11 protein-coding genes and 1 tRNA gene are annotated in these 14649 nt (G+C 63.6%); 7 read left to right on the forward strand and 5 right to left on the reverse strand.

Annotation, left to right across the window (positions count from 1 at the left end; all coding sequences use genetic code 11):
* The first annotated feature begins 18 nt into the window (after positions 1-18).
* Positions 19-1113, forward strand: a complete 1095-nt coding sequence (locus CCOS191_RS24870; RefSeq protein WP_046857384.1) for a multifunctional CCA addition/repair protein — start codon at positions 19-21, stop codon at positions 1111-1113.
* A 47-nt stretch (positions 1114-1160) separates the two neighbouring features.
* Here the strand turns inward: CCOS191_RS24870 and folK are convergent, their stop codons facing one another.
* Both folK and folB read right to left on the reverse strand, forming a co-directional pair.
* On the reverse strand, positions 1161-1670 hold the full coding sequence (gene folK, locus CCOS191_RS24875) for a 2-amino-4-hydroxy-6-hydroxymethyldihydropteridine diphosphokinase (RefSeq protein WP_046857385.1): 510 nt from the start codon (positions 1668-1670) through the stop codon (positions 1161-1163).
* A complete protein-coding gene (folB, locus tag CCOS191_RS24880) occupies positions 1661-2017 on the reverse strand; it encodes a dihydroneopterin aldolase (RefSeq protein WP_046857386.1) in 357 nt (118 codons plus the stop codon). The genes folK and folB overlap by 10 nt, the downstream gene beginning before the upstream one ends.
* A gap of 74 nt (positions 2018-2091) precedes the next feature.
* Between folB and plsY the strand changes: the two genes are divergently transcribed.
* Entirely contained in the window at positions 2092-2661 is a 570-nt protein-coding gene (gene plsY / locus CCOS191_RS24885; protein WP_046857387.1) for a glycerol-3-phosphate 1-O-acyltransferase PlsY, read from the forward strand.
* 25 nt (positions 2662-2686) lie between these two features.
* Here the strand turns inward: plsY and tsaD are convergent, their stop codons facing one another.
* A complete protein-coding gene (tsaD, locus tag CCOS191_RS24890; RefSeq protein ID WP_046857388.1) occupies positions 2687-3712 on the reverse strand; it encodes a tRNA (adenosine(37)-N6)-threonylcarbamoyltransferase complex transferase subunit TsaD in 1026 nt (341 codons plus the stop codon).
* 205 nt (positions 3713-3917) lie between these two features.
* Here tsaD and rpsU point away from each other — a divergent pair, with 205 nt between their 5' ends.
* The 5 genes from rpsU to CCOS191_RS24915 all read left to right on the forward strand — a co-directional run bounded on the left by rpsU (position 3918) and on the right by CCOS191_RS24915 (position 12276).
* Entirely contained in the window at positions 3918-4133 is a 216-nt protein-coding gene (gene rpsU, locus CCOS191_RS27710; RefSeq protein ID WP_003255575.1) for a 30S ribosomal protein S21, read from the forward strand.
* A 278-nt stretch (positions 4134-4411) separates the two neighbouring features.
* Positions 4412-6400: a DNA primase gene (dnaG, locus tag CCOS191_RS24900; RefSeq protein WP_046857389.1), complete on the forward strand. Its 1989-nt coding sequence runs from the start codon at positions 4412-4414 to the stop codon at positions 6398-6400.
* A 67-nt stretch (positions 6401-6467) separates the two neighbouring features.
* The gene (gene rpoD / locus CCOS191_RS24905) at positions 6468-8318 is read left to right on the forward strand and encodes an RNA polymerase sigma factor RpoD (protein ID WP_046857390.1); all 1851 of its coding nucleotides are present in this window, start codon (positions 6468-6470) and stop codon (positions 8316-8318) included.
* 120 nt (positions 8319-8438) lie between these two features.
* On the forward strand, positions 8439-12182 hold the full coding sequence (locus CCOS191_RS24910) for an EAL domain-containing protein (protein ID WP_046857391.1): 3744 nt from the start codon (positions 8439-8441) through the stop codon (positions 12180-12182).
* Between the two features lie 17 nt (positions 12183-12199).
* Positions 12200-12276 (forward strand) — tRNA-Ile (locus tag CCOS191_RS24915).
* 182 nt (positions 12277-12458) lie between these two features.
* On the opposite strand, the gene prfH is transcribed toward CCOS191_RS24915, so the two are convergent.
* Both prfH and CCOS191_RS24925 read right to left on the reverse strand, forming a co-directional pair.
* A complete protein-coding gene (gene prfH / locus CCOS191_RS24920; protein WP_046857920.1) occupies positions 12459-13079 on the reverse strand; it encodes a peptide chain release factor H in 621 nt (206 codons plus the stop codon).
* Positions 13079-14215: an RNA ligase RtcB family protein gene (locus tag CCOS191_RS24925; RefSeq protein ID WP_046857392.1), complete on the reverse strand. Its 1137-nt coding sequence runs from the start codon at positions 14213-14215 to the stop codon at positions 13079-13081. The genes prfH and CCOS191_RS24925 overlap by 1 nt, the downstream gene beginning before the upstream one ends.
* Positions 14216-14649: the final 434 nt, after the last annotated feature.

A 14649-nucleotide genomic window follows, 5' to 3' on the forward strand; every position in this document is an offset into this window, starting at 1 on the left:
CAGTAATGGAGGTTCCACATGCAGATCTACAAGGTTGGCGGCGCCGTGCGCGACCGCCTGCTCGGCCGTCCGGTCAGCGACATCGACTGGCTGGTGGTCGGCGCCACGGTCGAACAGATGCAGGCCGAGGGCTTTCGCCCGGTCGGTGCCGATTTTCCGGTATTCCTTCACCCCAGGACGGGCGAGGAATATGCCCTGGCCCGTACCGAACGCAAGAGCGGGCGCGGGTATGGCGGTTTCACCTTCCACGCGAGCCCCGAAGTCACCCTCGAAGAGGATCTGGTTCGTCGCGACCTGACCATCAATGCCATGGCCGAGGACGAGCACGGCACCCTGCACGATCCCTACCATGGCAAGGCAGATCTCGAGCAGCGCCTCCTGCGCCATGTTTCCCCGGCATTCGCCGAAGATCCCCTGCGTGTACTGCGTGTTGCCCGCTTTGCCGCTCGCTACGCGCCGCTGGGCTTTCGTGTGGCCGATGAGACGTTGCAGCTGATGCACCAGATCGCCGAATCGGGCGAACTGCAGGCGTTGACCGCCGAGCGCAGCTGGAAGGAGATCGAGCGTGCGTTGATGGAAAGTGAGCCGCAGGTATTCATTGAGGTGCTGCGCAGCTGCGGCGGGCTGAGTGAGCTGATGCCCGAGCTGGAGGGCGCCACTACACTGGCCGCGCTGCACCAGGCCGCAAGGCACCAGCAGCCGCTGGCGGTGCGCTGGGCGTGCCTGCTACGCGGACTGCAGCCTGCCGCGCTGAAGGCGCTGAATCAGCGCTTCAAGGCCCCACGTGAATGCCAGGAACTGGCGATGCTGGTGGGGGAGTTTGCCGAGCGGGCGGACCAGGCTCCGCAACTGGAACCTGCAAGCCTGCTGGAGATGCTGCAGAAGTTCGACGTGTACCGACGGCCGCAGCGCTTCGAGGACTTCATCGCCGCCTGCGAGATGGCGGCGCTGGGTTCAGGTTATCCACAAGGCGAGTACTTGCGCGGGGCCGCTGAAGCGGCGCGCGCCGTGGATGTGAAACCGTTGCTGGAGGCCGGGCTTGCCGGCCAGGGCCTGGGCGAAGCGCTCAAAGGTGAACGACTGAAAGCGCTCGAAGCCTACAAGGCTGCTTGATCTGCCCGGCCTCTTCGCAGGTAGAACCGCGAAGAGGCCGGCGCAGGCTAAGCGGGGGTCAACTGCAACCCGCGCCATTCGAACGGTACCGGCGCCAGTACCTGCTCGATGCGCGCTTCCCGCCACAACTGCCCCATGGATTTGCCCTCGCCCGGGTGCACCAACTCCGGGGCCAGCAACGAAAGCGGCCAGAGCACGAAGGCGTTCTTCAGGATCTCCGCGCGCGGCAACACCAGGCCATCGAAGGTCCCGCACAGGTCATCGAACATCAGCACGTCGATATCCAGCGGCAGCCCCTTGCGGTCCGGCGCGTAGCGGCCATTGTCGGCCTCGATGAACTTGAGCCGGCGGTCGAGTTCCAGCAGCGGCAGCTCGGTGCGCCCGCGCACCACCAGGTTGTAGAACGGGCCACTCTTGATCCCCACGGCCTGGCTCTCGAACACCGCGGAACACTGCATGTCTTTGAGGATCCCGGCGAGGGCATCGAGCCCGGCGCACAAGTGCCGCTCACGCTCGATGTTGCTGCCCAGCCCAAGGTATACCGTGCTCAGAGACATCCGCGCTCGATCTCCACGCCAACACCACCACGGGCCGCCGGTACCGCGCCCGGCTTGGTGAGTTTCAGGCGCACCCAGGGAATGTTGAATTCCGCCATCAACACCGCGACCAAGCGCTCGGCGAAGGTCTCGACCAGCTCGAAACGGGCCTGTTCGGCGAACGCCTGGATACGTGCCGAGACACTGGCATAGTCCAGTGCCAGCGACAGGTCGTCACCGGCCGCCGCCGGGCGGTTGTCCCAGGCGAAGCTCAGGTCCAGGCGCAGGCACTGGCGAATATCCCGTTCCCAGTCATAGGCGCCGATCACGGTATCGACTTCCAGGCCTTCGATGAACACTCTGTCCAAGCACTTCTCTCCACAGCACGACAAGGGCGACGGGCGCCGTTAGAATCAGGGCGTCCTCGCCCGGAATAGTTAGCATGTTTTGGTCACTGGCGCTGCTTGCCTACCTGCTCGGCTCTCTGTCCTTCGCCATTGTCCTGAGCCGCCTCAGTGGCAGCCCCGACCCGCGCTCCAGCGGTTCCGGCAATGCCGGCGCCACCAACATGCTACGCCTGGCGGGCCGCAAACTGGCGATCCTGACGCTGCTCGGCGACCTGTGCAAGGGCATGTTGCCCGTGCTGCTGGCACGCCTGGCCGGGCTCGACCAGCAAGAGCAGGCCTGGGTAGGCATCTGCGCGGTGCTCGGCCACCTGTTCCCGGTGTACTTCCGCTTCAAAGGCGGCAAGGGCGTGGCCACCGCCGCCGGCATGCTCATGGCGCTGTACTTTCCAGCCGCCCTGCTGGCCATCGGCGCCTGGCTGCTGACCTTCTACCTGACCCGCACCAGTTCGCTCGCGGCGTTGATCGCCACACCGCTGACGCTGCCCTTGCTGGCCTGGCGCGAGCCTGAAGCACTGCTGCCGATGACCGTGCTGACGGTGCTGATCGTCTGGCGCCACCGCCGCAACCTGCGTGACCTGTTCGCCGGGCGCGAACGCCACTTCTGATGCGTTCGCACAAGCCCGGCTCACTTCATACTGCCGGCAACTGCTCCATCGGCCAGCGCGCCTGCACGCTGATCGCCAGGTCCTGCTGCTGCCCGGCCAACAGACGCTGGCAACCGGCATAGGCAATCATCGCACCGTTGTCGGTGCAGAAGCGTGGGCGGGCGTAGTAGACGTTGCCCTTGATGCTGGCCAGCATCTCTTCCAACGAAACACGCAAGGCCTTGTTGGCGCTCACGCCGCCGGCGATGACCAGGCGCTTGAGGCCGGTCTGCTTGAGGGCGCGCTTGCACTTGATGGTCAGAGTCTCCACCACCGCCTGCTGGAACGCCAGCGACACGTCGCAACGGGTTTGCTCGTTGTCGTCCCCGGCATCGCGGCATTGCTGCCAGGTATTCAGGGCAAAGGTCTTGAGGCCGCTGAAGCTGAACTGCAGGCCGGGGCGGTCGCACATCGGCCGCGGGAACACGAAGCGCCCGGGCGTGCCTTGTTCGGCCAGGCGGGCGATCTCGGGGCCACCCGGGTAATTGAGGCCGATCAGCTTGGCGGTCTTGTCGAACGCCTCGCCGGCGGCGTCGTCCAGACTCTCGCCCAGCAGTTCGTACTGGCCGATGCCATCGACCCGCACCAGCTGGGTATGGCCACCTGAGACCAACAAAGCGACGAACGGAAACTGCGGCGGCTGCTCTTCGAGCATCGGCGCCAGCAGATGGCCCTCCATATGGTGCACGCCGATCGCCGGAATATCCCAGGCGAACGCCAGTGCCTGGGCGCAAGAGGCGCCCACCAGCAGCGCGCCGACCAGGCCCGGGCCCGCGGTATAGGCGATGGCGTCGATCTCGGTGGCGACGCAGTCGGCCTCCTGCAGCACCTGGCGAATCAGGGGCAACATGCGTTTGACGTGATCGCGCGAGGCGAGCTCGGGCACCACGCCGCCATAGACGCGGTGCAGGTCGATCTGGCTGAACAGCGCGTCGGCCAGCAGGCCGCGTTCACTGTCGTATAATGCGACGCCAGTTTCGTCGCAGGATGTTTCCAATCCCAGTACTAGCATGGGTCCGTGCCTTGTGGAGGCTGAATTCGAAGGCGCGCATGATAGTCCCCGTGCCCGGTGCCGACCAGCGGTTTTCGATCAGAGGCTTTGCATTCCGGCCAGCTAAGGGTTAACATCCGCAACCCTTGAAAACCGACGTTCTCCAGCACACCTTATGTTTTGCCAGGAGCACGTCTACCCCGGTAATGAATTAAGGTAGCCCTGGATGCCAGCCGTCAAAGTTAAAGAGAACGAACCCTTCGACGTAGCTCTGCGTCGTTTCAAGCGCTCCTGCGAAAAAGCCGGTGTACTGGCTGAAGTTCGTAGCCGCGAGTTTTACGAGAAGCCGACCGCCGAGCGTAAGCGCAAAGCCGCTGCCGCTGTTAAGCGTCACGCGAAGAAAGTTCAGCGCGAACAGCGCCGCGCCGTTCGTCTGTACTAAGTACAGCCGTTCTACGCAAAGCTTCTGCCATGCCCGGCCTCGCGCCGGGCTTATGGTAGCGGTTGCTTGAAACCCTTGGCCATGCGCCTGGGGTGCCCCGGCAAAAGCCATGGGCAACCTGCCTCAACGCGTCAGAACTGGTCTTTGGCCAGGCGTGCACGTCTTTTCTGACGAGCCCTCACCGGCTACCGACGAGCACACACCTCTTCCTGCGACACCCCACGCCAAACCCGCGCACAAGCGTTTAGACTTGCCAGTTGCCAGATGACGAGGCTGCCATGGCCGGGCTGATTCCCCAGAGCTTTATCGATGATCTTCTCAACCGCACCGACATCGTCGATGTGGTGAGTTCGCGCATCCAACTGAAAAAGACCGGCAAGAATCTTTCCGCCTGCTGCCCGTTCCACAAGGAAAAGAGCCCCTCCTTCACCGTCAGCCCCGACAAGCAGTTCTACTATTGCTTCGGTTGCGGCGCTGGGGGTAACGCCCTCGGCTTTGTCATGGACCACGACAACCTGGACTTCCCCCAGGCAGTCGAGGAACTGGCCCGCGCGGCCGGCATGGAAGTCCCCCGCGAGGAAGGCCGCCGCGGGCAGAAGCCACGCCAGCCGACCGACTCGCCGCTGTACCCCTTGCTGGAGGCGGCCAGCGAGTTCTATCGCCAGGCCCTGCGCAGCCACGCCACCCGCAAGGCGGCAGTGGAATACCTCAAGGGGCGCGGCCTGTCCGGCGAGATCGCCCGCGACTTCGGCCTGGGCTTCGCGCCGCCGGGCTGGGACAACCTGCTCAAGCACCTGGGTGCCGACTCGCTGCAACAGAAAGTGATGATCGACGCCGGCCTGCTGATCGAGAACGCCGAAAGCGGCAAGCGCTATGACCGCTTCCGCGACCGGGTGATGTTCCCGATCCGCGACAGCCGCGGCCGGGTCATCGCCTTTGGCGGCCGGGTGCTGGGCGACGACAAGCCCAAATACCTGAACTCCCCGGAAACCCCGGTGTTCCACAAGGGCCAGGAGCTGTACGGCCTGTACGAGGCACGCAAGCACAACCGCAACCTCGACGAGATCATCGTCGTCGAAGGCTACATGGACGTGATCGCCCTGGCCCAGCAGGGTTTGCGCAATGCGGTGGCCACCCTCGGCACGTCCACCAGCGAGGAGCACCTCAAGCGCCTGTTCCGCGTAGTGCCCAGCGTGCTGTTCTGTTTCGACGGCGACCAAGCTGGTCGCAAGGCCGCCTGGCGCGCCCTGGAGGCGACCCTGTCGAGCCTGCAGGACGGCCGCCGCGCACGCTTCCTGTTCCTGCCCGAAGGCGAAGACCCGGACAGCCTGGTGCGCGCCGAAGGCACCGATGCCTTCCAGGCCCGCATCAACCAGCACGCCCAGCCACTGGCCGACTATTTCTTCGAGCAGTTGAGCAACGAGGCCGACCCGCGCTCGCTGGAAGGCAAGGCGCACATGGTGACGCTGGCCGCACCGCTGATCGAAAAGGTCCCGGGCGCCAACCTGCGCCAACTGATGCGCAACCGCCTGAAAGACATTACCGGCCTCGATCCGCAGCAGATGGAGCAACTGGCCCAGAGCGCGCCAGCACCCAGCGCACCGGATTACGACCCCGGCTACGACTACGACGCCATGGCAAGCTACGCGCCTGACCATGGCGACATGCACTACCAGCCCGACTATGCCGCGCCACAACAGGAGCAACGCCCCTGGACGCCGAACAAAGGTGGCGGCAAGAAGCAGTGGGACGGCAAACCCTGGGACAAGAAAGGCGGCAAGCCGTGGCAGCGCGATGGCCAGCGCGGCGAAGCACCGCCACGGGTACCCGCGCCAGTGGAACCACCGACGCTCTCGGCCCTGCGCACCTTGCTGCATCACCCGCTGCTGGCCGGCAAGGTCGAGGATGCCAGCCACTTCGCCGACGAAGAGCAACTGTACAGCCAACTGCTGGTGGCCCTCATCGAGGCCGCGCAGAAGAATCCTAAGCTAAGCTCAATGCAGCTGATCGCACGCTGGCACGGGACCGAACAGGGTCGCCTGCTGCGCGCCCTGGCGGAAAAGGAATGGTTGATCGATGCCGACAACCTTGAACAACAGTTTTTCGACACTATAACTAGCTTGTCCGCTCGCCAGCGCGAGCGCAGCCTGGAACATCTGCTCAGGAAAGCGCGTCTAAGTGAACTGAGTACAGAGGAAAAATCTCAGCTGCTTACCCTGCTGAGCCGTAATGTTCCCGCACAAAACCCGACCTCATCTGGCGCGTGAGGTCCATGCTCGGGTATAATCCTCGGCTTGTTTTTTGCCCGCCAAGACCTTCAGTGGATAGGGTGTTATGTCCGGAAAAGCGCAACAGCAATCTCGTATCAAAGAGTTGATCACCCGCGGTCGTGAGCAGGGCTACCTGACTTACGCGGAGGTCAACGACCACCTGCCAGAGGATATTTCAGATCCGGAGCAGGTGGAAGACATCATCCGCATGATCAACGACATGGGGATCAACGTATTCGAGAGTGCTCCGGATGCGGATGCCCTGTTGTTGGCGGAAGCCGACACTGACGAGGCCGCAGCCGAAGAGGCCGCCGCCGCATTGGCGGCTGTCGAGACCGATATCGGCCGCACGACCGACCCGGTGCGCATGTACATGCGCGAAATGGGTACCGTCGAGCTGCTGACCCGCGAAGGCGAGATCGAAATCGCCAAGCGTATCGAGGAAGGCATCCGTGAAGTCATGGGCGCCATCGCTCACTTCCCGGGTACTGTCGACTACATCCTCGGCGAATACGACCGTGTCACCTCCGAAGGTGGCCGTCTGTCCGACGTTCTCAGCGGTTACATCGACCCTGACGACAACATCGCCGCACCGACCGAAGAAGTACCGATCCCGGGTGCCAAGGCCGCTGCCGCGAAGGAAGAAAGCGACGACGAAGACGAAGAGAACGCCGATGGCGACGACGAGGAAGAGGCCGAAAGCGGTCCGGATCCGGTCGTTGCCGCCCAGCGTTTCGGTGCAGTCAAGGATCAGCTGGTCGATACCCTCAAAGTGCTGAAGAAGCACGGCCGAGGCCATAAAGACAGCATCAGTGCCATGCAGGCGCTGGCCGACCTGTTCATGCCGATCAAGCTGGTGCCGAAGCAGTTCGACGTTCTGGTCGAGCGCGTACGCGGTGCCCTGGATCGCCTGCGCCAGCAAGAACGCGCCATCATGCAACTGTGCGTGCGTGACGCGCGCATGCCGCGTGCCGACTTCCTGCGCCTGTTCCCGAGCAACGAGACCGACCAGACCTGGTCCGGTGACCTGGCCAAGCGCAACACCAAATGGGCCGCAGCCCTGGGTGAGAAAAACGCCGCCATCGTTGCCTGCCAGCAAAAACTGATCGACCTCGAGACCGAGACCGGCCTGACCGTCGCCGAGATCAAGGACGTCAACCGCCGCATGTCCATCGGTGAAGCCAAGGCTCGCCGCGCCAAGAAGGAAATGGTCGAGGCGAACCTGCGTCTGGTGATCTCGATCGCCAAGAAGTACACCAACCGCGGCCTGCAATTCCTCGACCTGATCCAGGAAGGCAACATCGGCCTGATGAAGGCGGTGGACAAGTTCGAATACCGTCGCGGCTACAAGTTCTCGACCTACGCCACCTGGTGGATCCGCCAGGCGATCACCCGCTCGATCGCCGACCAGGCGCGCACCATCCGTATCCCGGTGCACATGATCGAGACGATCAACAAGCTCAACCGTATTTCCCGCCAGATGCTGCAGGAAATGGGTCGCGAACCGACCCCGGAAGAGCTCGGCGAACGCATGGAGATGCCTGAGGACAAGATCCGCAAGGTCCTGAAGATCGCCAAAGAGCCGATCTCCATGGAAACCCCGATCGGTGACGACGAAGATTCGCACCTGGGCGACTTCATCGAGGACTCCACCATGCAGTCCCCGATCGACGTGGCCACGGTCGAAAGCCTCAAGGAAGCAACCCGTGACGTGCTCTCGGGCCTGACCGCACGCGAAGCCAAGGTGCTGCGCATGCGTTTCGGCATCGACATGAACACCGACCACACCCTCGAAGAAGTCGGCAAGCAGTTCGACGTGACCCGCGAGCGGATCCGTCAGATCGAAGCCAAGGCGCTGCGCAAGCTGCGCCACCCGACGCGAAGCGAGCACTTGCGCTCCTTCCTCGACGAGTAAAGACGAACCCCGGCCCAGGCCGGGGTTTTTCTTATGTGACAGAAGGTCGTGGCCCCTGTCTACCCAGCGGGCGGGAAGCCCGTCTACACTCGAATCAGACCCCCTGATCGAGAGGCCGCTATGCCCCTGATGCCGGCCTTCCTGTTGCTGATCCTGCTCGCCTGGAACACAACGGCCGGCGCCCTGACCCTGACCGACGAGGAACAAGCCTGGCTCAGCGCCCACCCGCAGCTGCGCCTGGGCGTCGATGCTTCATGGCCGCCGTTCGAATTCCGCGACCAGGAAGGTCGCTACCAGGGATTGGCCGCCGATTACATTGCCTTGATCCAGGAACGCCTGGGGATCACCCTCAAGCCGATCGAGCCCAGCAGCTGGACCGAAGTCCTCGCGCAGGCACGCAGCAACCGGCTCGACCTGCTGCCCGGCATCATGTCCACCCCGGAACGGCAGGGCTACCTGGCCTTCACCCGCCCTTACCTGGACTTCCCGATCGTCATCCTCGCGCACTCCGGCGGCGCGCAACCGCGCAACCTCAAGGACCTCTACGGGCTGAAGATCGCCGTGGTGGAGAACTACGCACCCCATGAGCTGCTGCGCACCCACCACCCGGACCTCAACCTGGTGGCCATGCCCAATGTCAGCTCCGCCTTGCAGGCCCTGGCTACCGACGAGGTGGACGCGGTGGTCGGCGACCTCGCTTCGAGTATCTGGAGCCTGCGCCAGCTCAAGCTCGACGGTTTGTATGTAAGCGGAGAAACGCCGTACCGCTACCAGCTGGCCATGGCCGTGCCGCGGGAACAGAAGATGCTCGTCGGCATCCTCGACAAGGTAATGGCCGATATGAGCAGCAGCGAAGTCAGCCACATTCAGCAACGCTGGGTGGGCAACGTCGTAGACCAACGGACTTTCTGGCACGACGTGCTGCTCTATGGCCTGCCGGCCGTGCTGGTGCTGATGGCCATCCTGGCAGTGGTGATTCGCATCAACCGCCGACTGAGTTCGGAGATTTCCCGGCGCATCGCCCTGGAACAGGAACTGCGCAGCAGCGAATACCACTACCGCGGCCTGATCGAGAGCCTGTCAGCGGTGGCCTGGGAAGCCGATGCCAACGACTTCAGCTACAGCTATGTATCGCCGCACGCCGAGGACCTGCTCGGCTACCCGACGGGAGAATGGCTCAAGCCGGGCTTCTGGCGCAGCATCCTGCATCCGGAAGATGCCCTGTGGGCGCAAGCCTACTGCGACAGCGAAACAGCCGCCGGGCGCGACCACAGCCTCGACTACCGGGTGATCCGCGCCGACGGCCATACGCTATGGGTGCGCAACATCGTCAGCATGATCGAACATGGCCACAAGTCGCTGATGCGCGGGTTGATGATCGACATCAGCGAAACCAAGCACACCGAAGATGCCCTGCGCCTGTCGGAGCAGAAGTTCGCCTCGGTGTTCCAGCAGTGCCCAGACATCCTGATCATCGCCCGGCACAGCGACGGCTGCCTGCTGGAGGTCAACGAAGCCTTCGAGGAACTGATCGGCCTGAGCCCAACCCAGGTGATCGGCCGCACCGCCACCGAACTCGGCCTATGGGGCGTGGCCGATACCGGGCCGGCCCTGCTCGAGCGCCTGCATCGCGGCGGCATCCGCAACCTGGAAATGACCTTCCGCCGCAACAACGGCGAGTTGTTCACCGGGCTGACCTCGGCCGAGACCTTCGACCTCGACGGCATGCCGGCGCTGGTGGTGGCGATCCGCGATATCAGCCAGTTGAAGGAAACCCAGCAGCAACTGCAGACCTCCGAGGAGAAGTTCGCCAAGGCCTTCCATGCCTCACCCGATGGCCTGTTGCTGTCACGCCAGAGCGATGGCCTGCTGCTGGAGGTCAACGAAGGCTTCTGCCGCCTTACCGGCTACGACATCAGCCCAACGGTCGACCAGACCTCGCTGGACCTGGGCATCTGGGTCGACCTCAACGAGCGCCAGCGCCTGGTCGATCATCTGCAGCGTGACGGTTTCGTGCGCGATTTCAGCTGCCACATCCGCCGCAGCGACGGGCAGATCCGCCTGTGTGAACTGTCCGCCCGGCCACTGCCCATCGGCGGCGTCGACTGCATGCTGACCATCGCCCGCGATATCACCGAACGCCACCTGATGCAGGAGAAGCTGCAACTGGCCGCCACGGTGTTCGAGAACACCGCCGAGGGCGTACTGATCACCGACACCGACCAGCGCATCAGCGCGGTCAACCGCGCGTTCAGCGAAATCACCGGCTACAGCGAAATCGAAGCCCTCGGCCAGACTCCGCGCCTGCTCGCCTCCGGCCAGCACGACAGCGCCTTCTACGTCGCCATGTGGCACCAGTTGACCGCCGAAGGCCACTGGCAGGGCGAGATCTACAACAAGCGCAAGAACGGCGAACTCTACCCCGGCTGGCTGACCATCAGCGCCGTGCGCAACCACGAACGCGAGATCACCCACTTCGTCGCCGTGTTCGCCGATATCTCCAGCCTCAAGCACGCCCAGGCCAAGCTCGACTACCAGGCCCACCACGACCCGCTGACCGGCCTGCCCAATCGCGCCCTGTTCGAAAGCCGCCTGCAGGCCGCGCTCAGCTGCGCCCAGGTATCCAACCGGCAGGGCGCGGTGCTGTTCCTCGACCTCGACCGCTTCAAGCACATCAACGACAGCCTCGGCCACCCGGTGGGCGACCTGTTGCTCAAAGGCATTGCCCAACGCCTCAAGGAGCAGGTGCGCGATGTCGACACCGTGGCCCGCCTGGGCGGCGATGAGTTCATCATCCTTTTGCCCGGCCTGCACAAGCCCAGCGACGCCAGCGCCATCGCCAACAAGCTGCTGGCCGGCTTCCACGCACCGTTCCAGGCCGGTGAACACGAGTTCTTCACCAGTGCCAGCATCGGCATCAGCCTGTACCCACAAGATGGTACCGATGTCGCCAGCCTGATCCGCAATGCCGACGCCGCCATGTACCGCTCCAAGGCCAAGGGCCGCAACCGGGTCGAGGCCTACACCCGCGAACTGACCACCCAGGCCAGCGAGCGCATCGCCCTGGAGCACGAACTGCGCCGCGCCATCGAGCGCAATGAGCTGAGCCTGTGCTACCAGCCCAAGTTCAGCCTCAAGACCCAGAGCCTGGTGGGCGCCGAGGCGCTGATCCGCTGGAGCCACCCAACCTTCGGCGACGTGCCCCCCGAGCGCTTCATCCACCTGGCCGAGGAAAACGGCACCATCCTCCAGCTCGGCGACTGGGTGCTGGAGCAAGCGTGCCGGCAAATGCACGCCTGGAAAACGGCCTACCACGCCTTCGGCCCGCTCTCGATAAACCTCGCCGGCGCCCAGCTGCGCCAGCCCAACCTGGCGCGGCGCATCGAGCAACTGCTGCGCAACTACCAGCTCAAGGCGGGCGACCTGCAACTGGAAATCACCGAAAATTTCATCATGAGCCAGGCCGAAGAGGCGCTGAGCGTACTGCACCAACTCAAGCAACTGGGCGTGCAGTTGGCCATCGACGACTTCGGCACCGGCTACTCCTCTCTCAGCTACCTCAAGCGCCTACCGCTGGACATCCTCAAGATCGACCAGTCGTTCATCCGCGGCCTGCCCGACGACCCCCACGACGCCGCCATCGCCCGCGCCATCATTGCCCTGGGCCGCAGCATGCAATTGACGATCATTGCCGAAGGCGTGGAGAACCAGGCGCAGCAGCGCTTCCTCGCCGCCGAAGGCTGCGAGCAGATCCAGGGCTACATCGTCAGCCTGCCCCTGCCACCGGACGAATTCGCGGCGACCTTTCTTCGCATAGCACAAACAGATCTTTCGGATGGCACGCTATCTAAACCCTCGTTATAATCCAGCGCTCCTGCTGAGGGCCTATAGCTCAGTCGGTTAGAGCAGAGGACTCATAATCCTTTGGTCCACGGTTCGAGTCCGTGTGGGCCCACCAACCTTGAAGCCGCGTATTACGCGGCTTTTGCGTTTTTGGCGGGATCGCCTCAGATACGGAATGCTCATGTGCAACTCGTAAACCCGAGTGCGAGCCGGGTCCTTTCCTCATCCGTTTTTGTGGGGCCGGCATCGCCTACGCCGCCCGGCCTGACTTTTGCTCGACGACTATTCGCATACAATCTACTCGTCAGCCGGCTCGAAGCGCTCGCCACGAAACACCCGACGTGGATTGCCACGCTCGATGCGGTGATGGAACAACCGCCGCTCCGCGCGCAGTTCGCTGTCGACCTGCTCTGCCTGTTGCGCCAGGCGTTGACCGATGAGCAGCAGCGCCAAGCGCTTGTTGGCGTGCTGGCTACGCTCGCTCTGTACCTTGACGCTGACGCCGCTGGCCAGGTGCGTGGCGCGCACTGCCGAGTCGGTGGTGTTGACATGCTGACCACCCGGCCCGGACGAACGCAAGGTCTCGAAGTGGATCTCGCTCGCCAATTCCGGTGCCGGTGGCGCAAACCGTGCGCCCCCAAAGAACCAGTTCTTGCGCGCATGCCCCGGCCGGTACGGACTGCCGCACGTCCATTGCAGCGAGCCCGTCCAGTGATCCGCCAGGCGCTCGGCCTGCTCGCCATCCAGTGCCAGCAACACCGAGCGCAAGGTACCGCGCCGCGGCCCCGGCTCTTCTTCGAGTATCCGTACCGCCACGGCCTGGGCATCCGCTTCGGCCTGCAGCCTGAGCAATGCCTTGGCCACTGCCAGGGCACACTCTTCCGGCCCCTGAGCCGCCGAGAGTTGCAGTAGGATCATCAGCAGCACCCTCCGCGCGTCTTGTAGGTGAGCACCGGTTTCAGTCGTGCCAGCACGCGAACCAACCCCGCTTCACGCAAGGCACCCACCACCGAATCGATAGCCTTGTAGGCCTCCGGCGCTTCCTCGTAGATCAGCGCCCGGTCGGCGCAGATCACGCGGCTGCCTAGTGCCGTACGACTCAGTTGCTCGACGCTGTAGCGCGAGGCGAGGCGGTCCTTGCACTCGCTGCGCATCCATTTGCGTCCGGCGCCATGGGCCAGGGACAACAGACTGCGCTCGTCGGCGATCGGCTGTACCAAGTAGCTGTAGTCGCCGCGCGAACCAGGGATCACCACCACCCCCTGATCCGACGGTGTGGCACCTTTGCGATGCAGCCAACCATCGAGCCCGTCGACCTGCGCTGGCGACACCAGGTTGTGGTTGATGTCGAGCAGTACATCGCCATCGGCACGCAAGCGGTCGAGCATGCGCCGGGCAATCAACTGACGGTTGGCTTCGGCAAAACGCAGCGCGCTGTCGTGCCGGCCCAGGTAATGAGTGCTGGCCTCGCTGCCCGCCTCCAGTCCGTGATGACCGAACAGGTCGACCTGCTCACGCAAGATCGCCTCGCCCAATCCACGCGAGCCGCTGTGCACCAGCAACAGCAGGTGTTTACGCTCGATGCCCAAGGCTGCCAGGGCCGCATCGTCGTAGTTTTCATCGAGTTGCTGCAGCTCGGCGAAGTGGTTACCACCACCAATGGTTCCTAGAGAACGCTCGTGCCCCGTGGCAGGCAAACCGAAGCTGGCGACGGCCTCCTGCCACGTCTCGTCGAGCGGCAGGTCGAGGTTGCCAAGGCGTTTCTCCAGCTTGTCCAGATGCAGCTTGGCGGTCGGGATGTCCGTGCGCCACAGCGCCATGCCACAGCCGATGTCATTGCCGACCAGCGCCGGGTACAAACGCCCCACGGAAAAGAATGCCGCGCCGACCGGATAGCCACGCCCCGGATGCAGGTCCGGCATGCCGGCCACCCGATGCATGCCCCCTAGGCGAGCGGTGGTTTCGAGTTGTTGGATCGCTTTTCCTTCGATCCAGGTGTCGTCCGCGGCGACCAATACGGCGCCGTCGGACAAATTGCGAATGCAAGTGCCCATAGTCCAATCCTGATGGGTTGAAACAAAAAGATGTTCGGATTGGCAGGCCAGAGGCCGGGCGTTGCGGTACCGCTAACGAGTAGCGGCGAATGCGATCAAGCCAGGCGCGACCTGCAAAGGGTGATCAACTGTTGCATGATGTACCTCCTTTGCTGTCGGGTGAGAGAAGGCGGGCATCTTAGGTGTGCAATTGCCACCTTGCAACAACCTTGATCACATTTTTACCAGGAGAACAACGTCATGGCCGAAAAACCTGACCGCTCCGCGGTACAAAAAACAATACACTGGCGCTACAGTGCCCAGCTTCCCCTGGATTTGTAGCTCAGGTCGCTCTGACCAGCGGCAAAGTGCCTTTAGCACACCCGTTCTATTTCGCCATCACTGCCGCGTTTCTAGAATCCCTCCATCGCTTCGGCACCGGGTCGGAGCCCAGT

Origin of the sequence: Pseudomonas sp. CCOS 191 (assembly GCF_001007005.1) — a bacterium.
Classification (GTDB): Bacteria; Pseudomonadota; Gammaproteobacteria; order Pseudomonadales; family Pseudomonadaceae; genus Aquipseudomonas; species Aquipseudomonas soli.